Origin of the sequence: Terriglobus roseus, assembly GCF_900102185.1 — a bacterium.
Lineage (GTDB): Bacteria > Acidobacteriota > Terriglobia > Terriglobales > Acidobacteriaceae > Terriglobus > Terriglobus roseus_A.
This window is the reverse complement of the sequence record NZ_LT629690.1, coordinates 852446-865447: the sequence shown is the minus strand read 5'-3', so window position 1 is coordinate 865447 and position 13002 is coordinate 852446. Positions and strand designations below refer to the sequence as shown.

The window sequence follows — 13002 nt, the reverse complement described above, 5'->3', positions numbered from 1 at the left end:
AAGGCTCAGTGCAGCATGAACATTCTCGTCATCGAAGACGACACACGGATCGCAGCGCTAGTGGAACGCGCACTACGCGAAGAAGGCCATCGCGTGACAATCTGCTATGACGGACGCAACGGCGTAGACACACTCGTCAATGGAGTCTTCGATGTCGCGCTACTCGATATTCTTCTGCCCGGCATTGATGGCTTTAGCGTGCTGGAACGCGCCCGGAATAAACAATGCAAGACGCCCGTTCTGGTACTTACTGCGGTAGATGCTGTCCCCAAAGTGCTGCGTGCTTTTGACCTTGGGGCCGATGATTATCTGGTCAAGCCGTTCATCCTAGAAATTCTTTTAGCTCGCGTTACAGCGCTTGCACGGCGAACCATTCGCAACGAACCTCCGATCCTGAATGTTGGCGATGTCACATTGGATCGCAGTCGTCGAATTGCCATGCGTGACGGCAGGGAAATCTCACTCACACGAAAGCAGTTTGCGTTGCTGGAAACACTGATGCGACGGAAAGGCTTGATTACATCACGTGAACAGCTTATTGAGGCCGGTTGGGGAGACATCGCTGACGTGAAGGAAAACACGTTGGACGTGTACATTCACGGCCTGCGCACAAAGCTGCAGCGCCCTACAGATGCCGATTCGACACTCATTCGAACCGTTCACGGGATCGGATACATCTTTGAGGCAATCCCCGTTGAAGGCCTTCCCCATTGATTGGCAGCATCTCTGTTCGTGCGCGCCTTGCGCTGCTCTATACCGCTGTTGCCTTCACGGGCCTGGTGCTTTTTGGAGCTCTGACCTACGGCATCCTTTACTATGCTGCAGTCCAAGGAAAAGAAACCCACCTCATAGGTCGCGAAGATCGTCTCAAAGCTCTGCTACATACCCGAAGTGGCACTGATGAGCAGGAACTACTTCGGAGCTTCACCGCCGCCACGCATGAGGGCAACCTGATCTTTATCCGGAATTCGGATGGGACATGGCTCTTCCCCACAAATCACGCGCCGGACTGGAAGCTTTCAACGGCGCAGTCTTGTATTGATCGTACGTACAGTTCTGTAACCCTGAACGGCGAACAGGCTCTTGTCCTGTGTCACATCTTCACGCTCAACGGTCGCTCGGTATTGCTCTACATCGGCGGAGCCATGGATGAAGAATTCTTCATTCTGCGCAAATATCGCAATGCATTGTTCCTTCTCCTCCCGGTGCTCATGATGCTCTCTGTCGTGAGCGGCTATTTTCTCAGCCGCCATGCGCTCAAACCGGTGGATCGAATGACCAGCGCAGCGCTTGAGATTGGCATCGGAAACCTATCGAAACGTCTCCCTGTCCCCGAAGGGCGCGATGAAATCCAGAGACTCGCCATTGCTTGGAACCAGTTGCTGTCTCGCCTCGAGGCGGCGGTATCGCGTCTCAGTCGGTTCTCAGCCGATGCATCCCATGACATTCGTACATCCATCACGGTGATGCTTGCCACTGCCCAACTCTCATTGAACCGGCCTCGGACGGACGAGGAATATCGCCGAGATCTTGAGGGGATCGTCGTGGAATGCCGTACCGCAACCACGCTACTTGACGCACTTCTCACGCTGTCGCAGAGTGACAATTTCATTCACGAGGCGCAGTTCAAACGTCTTGATCTCTGCGATCTCGTAGTGAGTAGTTGTCGACGCCTTGAGGATCTCGCGGAATCCAGCGGTATTGTGCTTGATTGGTATCTTCCCGATACGCCCGTCGTGGTCGAAGGCGACGAAGTACTGTTACAGCGGTTACTCGGCATCTTGCTGGACAATGCCATCCGCTACACGCCACAGGATGGTGAAATCCGAGCTGAAGTATTACTCACCGATAACAAACCATCCGTAATCGTGCGCGATACCGGAGTCGGGATGACCGAGTCTGTACGACGTCGTGTGTTTGATCGCTACTATCAGGCGGACCTACGTGAAAGAAAATCACGCGCAGGCAACGGTCTAGGCTTGTCGATTGGACTTTGGATTGCCGATGCGCACGGCGCCGAACTGACAGTGGAAAGCGAACCACAGCGCGGCTCTACGTTTTTCATCCGCTTCCCAGTTCAACCGGTAGAAATCATCTGATTACAGCCGACTCCGCGAGCGGAGCGAGGTCTTAAGAGGGTCTGAAATAGACCTGAAATCTACCTTAAATTCAACAGAATTCTGCCTTCCTATACCTGTGCCATCGGCCTTTTCACGCTCCTGTAACTGATAACTCTCTGTTTGTTCAACATTGGAATCTAGTTTCGGCTCCAGTCATGCGTCAACTTACAACGATTTCATTGTTCACCAGCCTTCTTCTGTGCGGTGCACTACACGCACAAGAAGAGATCCGAACTGGCACTGATAACTCGATGACGGGGCACACCAAGGCAGTCCATGCCTCGCGTTTTCTCGACCTCGCAACCCTAAACCTGAACGTGCTGATTGCAGATCCACCTGCTCAAAATTCGACTATTACAGATTCCGAGCTTCGCGAACTTCATGCGATTGAGAGCCACCGTACAAACGCACAAGTTGCCGCGGCTCAGGCAGACGACGCGGAAGAAGACATCTTCGTTTATCACACGATCTTTGGCGCGTCTTTCACAGCGAAAAACCTTCCGATACTTGCGGCACTCTCAACGGATGTTCACAACGAAGAGAGCGTGGCCAGCGTGCCTCTGAAGACTGTGTTCTCTCGCCCTCGGCCATACCAGGCTGACAAAACCCTGCATCCGGTGTGCAAGCTCACCGAGGCGTCAAACTCATACCCGAGCGGGCATACGCTTTCCGGCTACCTCGAAGGCTACACGTTGGCCGAACTCATCCCTAGCCGCAGGGACGAGATTCTTGCACGCACCGACGACTACGCACACAACCGCCTGGTCTGTGGCGTGCATTATGCCAGCGATCTTGCTGCAGGCCGTCAGCTTGCTGCCGTCCTATTTGGTTCCCTGATGTCAAACCCGGCGTTTCGCCAACGACTGGATGCAGCGCGGGAGGAACTACACGCAAAGTTTCCTACCGCAGTCGCATCGCGCTAGCAAAATCTCGCCCGAATTGAATCGGGCCAATCGAGTTCGTTTCATCTTTTTGGAGACCTCATGAACATCCTGAAATCGCATTCCAAGGCTGCACTGCTCGCAACATGCGCGACAACGCTATTTACAGCGTCCTTGTTGGCTCAATCGAACGGAACCGTTACTGGCACTGTTCTTGATGCGAAAGGGACAGTTATCACGACGGCAACCGTTCGCGTCACGTCGGAGGGCGGCACTAACAGCCGTACCGTCACCACAGACACGCTGGGCCGCTACAGCATCTCAGGATTGAACCCTGGCACATATACCTTGGAGTTTGTCGCAAACGGGTTTGCTCTCACTTCGCGCCAAGTCAGCATCGTCAACGGACAGACTGCGAACCTGCCAGTCACTCTTCAAGTCGGTTCAGTTTCTACTGAGGTGAATGTCGAGGCAGATGCAACACACTCCATCGCGGCAGCGCTCGCTCCTATGGATGCATCTCTGGATGCACGCTCAGCACGTACATCAATCACACAACACTTCATTCAGAACTTTACGTCGCCGGTGTCCGACTTTGGAGAAGCCGTACAGATGGCCCCAGGAACCTTCACCACGAACAGCAATGGTGTTGGCCTTGGACAGTCGAGCACGTACTTTCGCGGATTCCCTGATGGCAATTACGACATCGATTTTGATGGAATTCCGTTTTATGACACCAATACCCCAACGCACCATTCATGGGCATTCTTCCCATCACAGTTTTTAGGTGGAATCGACTTTGATCGCAGTCCCGGCACTGCATCCACCATTGGGCCAGCCCCGTTTGGCGGCTCTATTCATCTGCTTTCGAAGAATCTCTCGCCTGTGTCGAATATTCGTGGGCAAGTAAGTTTTGGATCCTTCAACACCCAACTCTATGACGGCGTATATGACACAGGATCACTGTTCCACGGCAAATTCAACGCATCCATCGACGTGCATCACATGCAGTCGGACGGCTACCAAACATGGAACCATCAGACACGTAATGCAGGCGCCATCAAAGCCCAGTATCGCTTCAATGACAAGAACTATCTGACAGGATTCTCTGGTGTCATCTGGCTCGATGCCAACACACCAAACTTCAATGCAACACGTTGCCAGATGTACGGCGCTAGCAGTGGCTACACTTGCACCGGCTCACTTGCTCCCTTCGCGGGTTCAGGTATCAACTTCTTGCTTACGGATAACTCCGATCCGGTCAACTACCTCAACAACGAATACAACACCTACCATGTACCTACAGATTTTGAGTACGTGGGCGTTCACTCTGAGTTTGGCAAGAACTTCACGTTGGAGGTAAAGCCCTACACCTACAACTATGACAATGGCGAAAAGTACACGAACGCCACTCCGATCACTGAATCTAAGACCATCAACGGCTCGACGACCTACAACGGCCTGACCATCGCGCCCTGTAATATCCCCGTCGTCAAGAAAGGCGTTACAGCCATCCCCTGCGGCGTGGACAAATACAACAGCTATCGCAAATATGGTGAGACTTCACAACTGTCCCAGGTGTCAAGCTTCGGAATTCTGCGTGCTGGATTTTGGTATGAATGGGCGGCAACCAATCGTCATCAAACGCCCTCCGACCCGGTCAACAATTGGGCGAATCAGGCTCTTTCGAACTTCAATGAGAGCTACTGGACCAACTCCTATCAACCTTTTGCCGAGTATGACTTTCATGTCACGCGTAAGTTTGACGTGACCCTGGGCACAAAATTCTCGCATTACGACATCGCCACAAAACAGTACGCAGATGATGGAAAGACGATCGGTGGGCTCGGTACGAATGATCCCAACACCTTCATCACCAACCACGGAAGCTACTCTGCTTGGCTTCCCTCCATCGACGGCAACTATAAGTTGAAATCCAACTGGTCTGTCTATGCGCAGGCGTCCACTGGCTCCGTTGTACCGCCAAGTGCAGTGTTTGACTATGCGCAGAGTCCGACTGGCACACCTGTTAAAACACTTCCGAAGCAGCAGCGCTCCACCACGTATCAGGCTGGCTCTGTTCTGAAACTGAAACGAGTCACCTTCGACGCAGACTTCTACCGCACTCGCTTCCAGAACAGCTACTCCTCAGTGCTGGACTCTACTGGCGAACCGGTCTACTACCTGCAACCAAGCTCCATCACTAAAGGTTTTGAAGCTGAGAGCAACATCTATGTCATTCACGGTTTGAGCGTATATCTCAATGCCACTGTCGGCCGCGCAACCTACGTTGGCAATCTCGCTGTTACCTGCACCTCAGGCACTGCGGGATGCTCTTCCAAAGCACCACAACTCACTGTCACAGCTCCCTCAGGACTGTGGGTCGCCAATACCCCGTCTGACACCGAAACAGAAGCTGTAACGTGGCAGCATAAAGGTTTCGACGTGGGTATGTTCAACAAACGTGTCGGAACGCTCTACCAGGACAACGGCGCTTATCACAATCAGGCAACGATCAATCCTTTCACCGTATCCAACCTGTTCTTCAACTACACCGTGCGTTCGGGTGGCCGCTTTGATCAGACAAAGATCCGCCTCAGCTTCAATAACCTATTCAATTCGCACAACATCACCGCCGATAAGATCGCGGGGACTGCCGCAACACAGAACATCGCTGCCAACGGCACCACCTATGTCGATCCTTTCAACACCACGGGCCAAACACCCATCAACGGCGGCGACAACATTAGCGTGCTACCGGGACGCAGTGTAATGCTCTCAGTCACGTTTGGCCTTTCACCCAAGCGCTAATTCAACACCACGAAGAATATGGGCCGCGCATAAGCGCGGCCCATATTCTTGATCACACGAGAGATTCCAACAAGGTAGAGCTATGGGGATGCCCCTCAATGTTCAGCGGAGAATCTCTTTAAGAACCTGCCCACTCACTTCGTTCATTTTTAGTCTGAGGATTGACGCAGCAGTGGGCGCGATATCGACATTCTTCACTGTTTCCAGGTGAATGCCGTTGCGAATGTTCGCACCCCATGCAACAAAGAGGGCGCCCATCTGTGGATCAGCATTGCTGTAACCATGTGTGCCATGTCCGGTGCTGGAGGTGATCAGTGGACCAGTGTCACCGCCTTCCAGTGCGTAACCAGGCTTTGCTGTCAGGTATAGCGCAGGAGCCTGATCGCCAGTCCCAGGGATACCTTGGGTGGCGAAATCAGATGGCCCGTAAATGTGGTCGACACCTTCCACGTCAGCCAACAGCGCCTGCAACTGGGGAGTAATAGTAGCCTTCATGCTTTCGTTGGTCACATAGACTAGTGCACTACCGCCTTCTGGCATCACCCAGGCATCGCAGTTGACATTGCTTCCCTCACCGCGAATGAGTCCTCTCTGCCGCAACAGCGTGTTGAGATGAACAACCTTATCGAAAGTTCGGAAGCCGTGATCCGACACAACGAAGATACTCGTCTTGTCGAGATCGCCACTGTCACGCACAGCGTCAATGATGTCTTGCAAGTGGCTATCTAATGCTTTCATCGACGAGAAGCTTGCGGCGCTCATGGGGCCGTAGGCATGGTTGATGTTGTCCAAGTCCGTCAGGTGCAGCAGAAGAAGGTTGGGGTGGTGTTTGTGCAAAATGTCTGAAACAGCTTCAATGCGAATCTGGTCTCGCCATGCCGCGCTCGACTTATTGAAGTCTTTCAGCTGCTCTGCGGTAACGAAACCTTGGGTGATAAGGTCGCGCTCGATCTCACCATCAGGCTCCGGCAATTCTGCAAAACGCCAATTAATGAGTTTGGCGTGATAGATGGCGACCCAATCCACCTGCGCTGTTGTCAGCCCTGCTTCAGAAGCGACGTCATAGAGAGTCGGCGCATGAACCATCAGGTCCCGATCAATCCAAGGCTCAGTGTGGGGCGGTGTGCCCTGGGGTCCAAAGAGAATGCGGCCATTCACAAGCACATCATGCTTAGCAGCATCAACACCAGTGATCATCGCAGTGTGGTTGGGCCACGTCACTGTCAGATTGATGGGTTGCATCGTGTCTGCATAAGCACCATCGCGCATCATGCGACGCAGCGTTGGCATTGGCAGTCGTGAGTCCTGCAAGGCGTATGCAGGAAAGCCATCAAGTGTGACGATGATGACCTTCCGATCAGTCTGCGCATAAGAATTTGGCGCAAGCAGAATGCCCAGCAAGAGGAGTATTAGAGCTACTGGCATGGAACGTTTTCTCCAATGGGACTTGATGGAATGAAGCAACACCTACCAACCCCAGACTTCGGGATCGGTAGGTGTTGCTCGGTTCGTTAAGAGACATACGTAACGCCGGCGAGTGTAGCAGCCTTCTGTGTATTAGAAAGAGGCACGAAAGCCGAGTTGGTACTGTCGCGGAATAGCCGCTGTGGTGGGAGCACCAAAGGGGTTGCTTGCAGTGGATGGAGCAGTGTTAACGGCAGTAATGTTGGCGTGATCGGTAATGTTGAGACCTTCGCCATAAATCTCGACCTTGCCTCGATCCAACACATGGAAGGTACGTGTAACGCGGAAATCGATTTCGACATATGGCGTCATACGGAAGCCGTCGTAAACAGCTCCGACAGAGCGATCATTGGCATTCAAGTCACCGTTGAGATCGAGGCCCGAGAGAGCGCTGTACGGCAGGCCATTCTGAATCATGGTGGTGTTAGCGATCCCCCACCCATTCAGGAGGTAAGACAGTGCATGGTTCTCAATGTTTGCGCGCGGCTCCCACACAGCGGTAGCGGTGAAACGATTGGGCTGATCGAAGCTCATCCGTCCACGGTTGTAGCAGCTGCCATCAGCCATAGGTGTTGCTCTGTCGAGGCAGACGGAGATTTTTTGCCGCTGGTAACCGGCCTGAAGATTCAGACCATTCTTTAATCGCTTGGTGAAGGTGACTAGGAAGGCGTTGTAGTTCTGCCATGTACCTTCGCTTGTAACGGTACGGATCGCTCCGATGTTGGGATCGATACGCGATGCAAGACCGCCATAGACGATACGACCGTCGGAGAGAATCTGCCCCGTGGGTTTCAAATTGCTGAGCTGACCATATACAAGGTGCGTAATGTGCGCGCCGTAATAGGCAAGCGACAGGCTGTATCCGGGCATAACTTCCTTCTCACCCACAAGGTTCCAGCTCTGCATCATGTTGTCTTTGAGGTTGGGATCGAATTGGTTCAGGTTCGGTGTTGCAACGGTTCCAACTGTAGCGTTTGGAACGGGACCGAGAGTGAATGCCGGTGCACCGGGATCGGTAGGCAGAACGGTAATGTTCTTAACAGTGATGGCGTTGTTACGTTCCCAGCCCTCATAGGTTTGGGGAGAGAAGAAGTTATGGTAAATGCCATAGCCCGCGCGGATGACAGTCTTCCCCTTACCAAAAGGATCCCATGCAACACCAAGACGCGGATCGATCTCGTCATATTGCTGAGGGATATGTCCAGTGAGCGGATATGCCGGATTCAGGTTCCCACCGGGGCGCAGGAAGAACTCGTAACGAAGTCCTAAGTTGACCTTGAGCCGCGGATTCACGCGGATATCGTCCTGCAAGAAGTAGCCTTGCTGCACAACGGTGGCATCGTAGACCTGCGATCCGGTTGCCTGTGTAAATTGCGTGTAGCTATAGGGCTTACCGGTAGCAGGATTCGTGACGTTCTGCACCGTGTTGAGGTATTGCTGCAGCGATGCAAACGTGAACGTACCGTTCAGATTGGCCGTTGTGTCCTGAAAATTTACAGGCAGAATCTCAAAGCCCACCTTGATGTTGTGACGGCCTTTGTTCCATGTAACGTTGTCGACAATCTGATAGCCCGATTCACGGTACCAGTAGTTGCCGTTCGCATTGCCGTTGAAGGTACCAATACCGGAGATGTTTACGGCCGGATTGCTGGGCGAAAGCGTCGGCTGCTGCACAGGACGGAAGGCGTAGACGAATCGGAACTCATTCAACACAGACGGGCTGAAAACGGTAACAAGCTGAGCTGTTCCACTCTGCGGTTCGTCGTTAAAACCAGGAGCCTCATGGCGCGTGACAGCGCCGCTGTCACTACCAGACTCGTGATCGTTGTACATGTTGTACCGCAGTGCAAGCCGGTTTCTGGCGTTGAGAACCAGATCCCCCTTAGCGGTTACCGTATGTGCGCGGAATGAGTTGTTCCATGTTGTAACTTCACTCAAGGGCAAGCCAAGCTGCTGCGCAACGGTCGCCTGCTGAGCACCGCCAAACGTGGAGATCGCAGGGCTGTCCTGCACCCAACGTTCGTAATTCAGGAAGAAGAAGGCACGATCATGCACGACCGGACCTGCGACAGTGGCGCCGTAGTTGTAGCGTCTGAATCCGGGTGTAGCGGTGGTAGGTGCAAGAAGATAAGGCCGCGACGCCAGTTCCTTCTGCTTGGTGAACATGTACACCGATCCATGCCAATCATTGGTTCCGGAACGTGAGATGGTATTCAGGAAAGCTCCGGTAGAACGGCCAAACTCTGCAGTCGGGTTTACGAGTGTTTGATACTCGGCAACAGCTTCGCCACTGATCACAACATTACGGGCGCCACCTTGCAGATTATTGGAGACTCCGTCAACGTTGTACTGTGATGTGCCAAGACCTGCAAAAGCTACTGAAGGAGTCTGTGTTCCTGAGCCACCGGTGGAGTTCTGCTGCGAGTTCAGCAAAGGATTGAAGATGTAAAACTCCAGCGGATTGCGCGCTGCCAATGGGATATTGCGAGCATCGCGCTCGGTATACACGTTGGAGTATGCGGTGGTTCGCTCCACCTCAACAACTGGCGGATTGCTGTTAACTTCCACGGACGTCTTGACATCTCCCACGGCGAGCTGCATGTCCACACGCTGCGCTTCACCCACAGTGAGAACAAGATTGTTTCGCACGGCGGTGCTGAAATCGGCCTTAGAAACCATCAGCGTATAAGCGCCAGGCGGCAGTAGCTGAACGCTGTAGTAGCCGTGATCGTCCGTGTCTGCTTCTCGCACAAAACCGGTATTGATGTTCGTCACGCGAAGATGCGCACGCTTGATGGCAGCGCCGTCCTGCGATGTAACATAGCCATCGATATTGCCGTCAATCGCCTGACTTTGTGCCATGGCATTTGTCGTCACTCCTGTCAGGATTGCCAGGCCCATAAAACCGCAGTTCCGAAGATTCATTTCAAATCCTTCCCTTCCCTTGTTCGTTACCAATTCCACGCATCATCGTGCGTTTCCGTTTTCCTCAGCCTTGAGAGGCTTTGATACTTTGCCGTTTCGACTACCTGGAGAACATGGCGACTCCTTTAGTAACGTGGCCTTTTTCTGTTGAATTCATCTATTTGGGCGCAGAAATCTATTCCGCGATCACATTCGCAGTGGTGAACTTAGAAATTCGTTGTGGGCTTAGTTATGGATACTTCTGCTGCTCTAATGTCTCGAGTTCTTTCTGAAGACGAGTCAAAGTTATGTGAAGTCTTGATTGCAGTTTGTGCGCCGAATCTTCTGCTCCGCTGGCACCGATGAGGAGTGAAGACACGGCTTGATTTGTTGATTCCACCGATTCATGCGCAAGATGAATGTCCGCGCGCCAATCGACAGGAGGCGCTGTAACCACTGCGTTCGTATCCGTGGAATCTGTGCTGACGATCGGAGCAAGGTGTACCTGCAAATGTTGCACATCATCGCGCAGAGCGGACAAATGATCGTTTAGAAGTGATCGCAGACGCGAGCGCTCCTCTGGTTCCAGGAGCGCTACATCCTGCGCCACATAGCGGTCCGCCAGCCGATTGAGGGCCCATGCATGGGCCGATGCATCCTGACAGAGCGACATGGCGCGCGCAACAAATTCTGTGCGCTGGCTCGCCTCGGGGAAATCGTGCTTCAACTGTTCTTCCAAAAGCGCAGGCGTAGGTGTAACCAGAGTTGCGTGCGTCGCGCGCGGTGCATTGGGGCCGAGATGTGTCATAGCTTCAGAAACACTCTCGATCTTCTGACTAGCAAAGGGAATGCCCGCAAGAGCACTTACAATCTGCTGCTTGCGCGCTTCGCTTTCGGTGATGCCATCGACTTCGATCCCGCCATCAGCGCGATGCACAGTGATCTGCTCACCCATATCTGCCGCTGAACCATGCAGCGCGAGATATACGTCCAGTTCCGCAGCCTCAAGCTGCGCAGACGTGGGAATGATCGCATGTGCAGTGGTAAGTCGTGACACAGCGGCGACATGAGGTGCCGAACCGAAGAAATCATCACCAAGAGACGAGAGGCCAACCACTTCGTAAGAAATCTCTGCGACCTCGATATACGTGTTGTCGCGAAGGCGTATCTCTTCTGCGACTGGGTGATAGTCATCCGAACGCAGGGTGAGCGACGCCTGAGAGACCGGACCTGCACTCGCTCTGGTATCGACACGTATCTCGCCGGTATTTAACTGCGTGACCCAGTCCTGTTTTTGCGTCACGCCCTCTCGCCATTCACTGTATGTCTGTGGTGAAAGAGGATCGTCCCAACTAAAGTGAGAACGGCCGAAATCATGTTCTGCGGTAAGTTCATCGCTTGCGGTTACGTTACTGCGTTGCACCATGCGTTTGCGAACAGCGTCTCGGTAGATGGTTCGGGCGATCTTGTGACCATTGATGTCGATGCTGAGCTTCTGGACCACGACCGGTTGACTGATGCCCGTAAGCGAACGTGATTCTGACGCCAAAGCGCGCTGCAGTAGTTCGCTTGCAGAAACGACTGGAGTGTTACGCTGCTGCAACAAATACAGCCCACCGGCGACCACCAGAAAGGTGAGTGCAAAACGCAGGATACGTAATGACAACGCTCCACTGCAGGCTCGCATAAGCAGTCGCCAACTAAGCAATGGTTTCCCAAGTTCAGACGCTGTCTGATCAAGCCGTGCCAGAAAGATCGCACGACTGCCATCTAGAGGAGGCATATCTGGTGCAACAAGGCGATGCTCATACTCAACGATGCCTGCAATGGTGTGTTCCAAGTGTTCGCGTCGTGCACGGCAGCGCCAGCAGGCCCGTACATGCTTCTTCACCAGATCGCGATTGGAGCTGGGAAGCTCACCATCAATTGCCAGGAGCAAAGAGGCATCGGTCAAATGGCCGTCTGCCTGCATTGGCCCATCGATGGGATACGTAGTGATTGGGCGGTTGACCGTCATGATTCCCTGCTGAGCCTTTCCACGGCATGCCGCAACGATCCTGCAACGGTCGAGGTAGTGACGTTGAGAATCTCAGCGATCTCGCGATAACGAAATCCTTCAACCCGGAGACGGATGCAGTTCTGCTGCAATTCCGATAGTTCCCCAATCTCGTAATGCAGACGCATCAGTTTTTCTTTACGCAGCAATAGCTCCTCCGGGCCCGCAGCTGGATCCGAAGCGGCGAGACTGATGCGTTCCCAATCTTCCGGCGATGTCTCTATGAGGAATTTGCGCTCTTTGCGGCGGCTGCTGGCTATGTTGTGAGCTACGCGAAAGATCCATCCGCGGATGTTGTCCTCGCGCCCCTGGGCATGCAGATGCTTGTAGAGCCGTAAGAACGACTCCTGAATCACCTCTTCCGCCTCTTCGGGCAATACCCGCATGCATAGCAAATAACGGAACAGCGGCAGGCGGAGCTCGTCGTAAAGGCGAACCACCTGCTCTTCCAGACGCACTGTTCGTTGATCGTCGGATCGCGCAGTATCGGCGCCAAGGCTCAGCGTCAGGATTCCGCTCTGGGTGCGATCCAAATTTGAAAAGTACCAAAACACTGGGAAACACTCCTATCCATGGCGCATGAACTGCGCTCGTTATCCCCTGGGCAGTTCTCGCCGCAGGGTTCATGGCATCGTATGTACAGAAAACTCCCCAGACCCGCTGTTTGTGACAACGCGTTGTGACAATTAGCAGAATCGTCACAAATGACGTTCTCCTCACTTACGAAGAGAAATCTCGTGAGTGCTTCTTCAGATCCAGAACGCAG

The 13002-nt window shown here is 53.3% G+C and carries 8 protein-coding genes; 4 read left to right on the top strand and 4 right to left on the bottom strand.

Annotated features, from left to right (window positions below; all coding sequences use genetic code 11):
* The first annotated feature begins 15 nt into the window (after positions 1–15).
* The 4 genes from BLT38_RS03820 (at position 16) to BLT38_RS03805 (ending at position 5812) form a co-directional block, all read left to right on the top strand.
* Positions 16–714 carry a response regulator transcription factor gene (locus BLT38_RS03820; protein WP_083343993.1) on the top strand — a complete coding sequence of 233 codons (699 nt, stop codon included), beginning with the start codon at positions 16–18 and terminating at the stop codon, positions 712–714.
* A complete protein-coding gene (locus BLT38_RS03815) occupies positions 711–2099 on the top strand; it encodes an ATP-binding protein (RefSeq protein ID WP_083343992.1) in 1389 nt (462 codons plus the stop codon). Before BLT38_RS03820 ends, BLT38_RS03815 begins: the two co-directional genes overlap by 4 nt.
* Before the next feature lie 176 nt (positions 2100–2275).
* A complete protein-coding gene (locus BLT38_RS03810; RefSeq protein WP_083343991.1) occupies positions 2276–3043 on the top strand; it encodes a phosphatase PAP2 family protein in 768 nt (255 codons plus the stop codon).
* A 60-nt stretch (positions 3044–3103) separates the two neighbouring features.
* Complete coding sequence (locus BLT38_RS03805; RefSeq protein WP_083343990.1) at positions 3104–5812, top strand: TonB-dependent receptor; 2709 nt, start codon at positions 3104–3106, stop codon at positions 5810–5812.
* A gap of 102 nt (positions 5813–5914) precedes the next feature.
* Here the strand turns inward: BLT38_RS03805 and BLT38_RS03800 are convergent, their stop codons facing one another.
* The 4 genes from BLT38_RS03800 to BLT38_RS03785 form a co-directional block, all read right to left on the bottom strand.
* Positions 5915–7237, bottom strand: coding sequence for an alkaline phosphatase family protein (locus BLT38_RS03800; RefSeq protein ID WP_083343989.1), 1323 nt, complete (start codon positions 7235–7237; stop codon positions 5915–5917).
* A 132-nt stretch (positions 7238–7369) separates the two neighbouring features.
* Positions 7370–10201: a TonB-dependent receptor gene (locus BLT38_RS03795; RefSeq protein ID WP_083343988.1), complete on the bottom strand. Its 2832-nt coding sequence runs from the start codon at positions 10199–10201 to the stop codon at positions 7370–7372.
* Between the two features lie 229 nt (positions 10202–10430).
* Complete coding sequence (locus tag BLT38_RS03790; RefSeq protein ID WP_083343987.1) at positions 10431–12197, bottom strand: hypothetical protein; 1767 nt, start codon at positions 12195–12197, stop codon at positions 10431–10433.
* Positions 12194–12790: an RNA polymerase sigma factor gene (locus tag BLT38_RS03785; RefSeq protein ID WP_083343986.1), complete on the bottom strand. Its 597-nt coding sequence runs from the start codon at positions 12788–12790 to the stop codon at positions 12194–12196. Before BLT38_RS03785 ends, BLT38_RS03790 begins: the two co-directional genes overlap by 4 nt.
* Between the last annotated feature and the right edge of the window lie 212 nt (positions 12791–13002).

Excerpts from the sequence above, each read along its gene's own strand:
- BLT38_RS03805 (WP_083343990.1), top strand. The coding sequence starts at position 3,104 with ATGAACATCCTGAAATCGCATTCCAAGGCTGCACTGCTCGCAACATGC.
- BLT38_RS03820 (WP_083343993.1), top strand. The coding sequence starts at position 16 with ATGAACATTCTCGTCATCGAAGACGACACACGGATCGCAGCGCTAGTG.
- BLT38_RS03810 (WP_083343991.1), top strand. The coding sequence starts at position 2,276 with ATGCGTCAACTTACAACGATTTCATTGTTCACCAGCCTTCTTCTGTGC.
- BLT38_RS03800 (WP_083343989.1), bottom strand. The coding sequence starts at position 7,237 with ATGCCAGTAGCTCTAATACTCCTCTTGCTGGGCATTCTGCTTGCGCCA.
- BLT38_RS03795 (WP_083343988.1), bottom strand. The coding sequence starts at position 10,201 with ATGAATCTTCGGAACTGCGGTTTTATGGGCCTGGCAATCCTGACAGGA.
- BLT38_RS03790 (WP_083343987.1), bottom strand. The coding sequence starts at position 12,197 with ATGACGGTCAACCGCCCAATCACTACGTATCCCATCGATGGGCCAATG.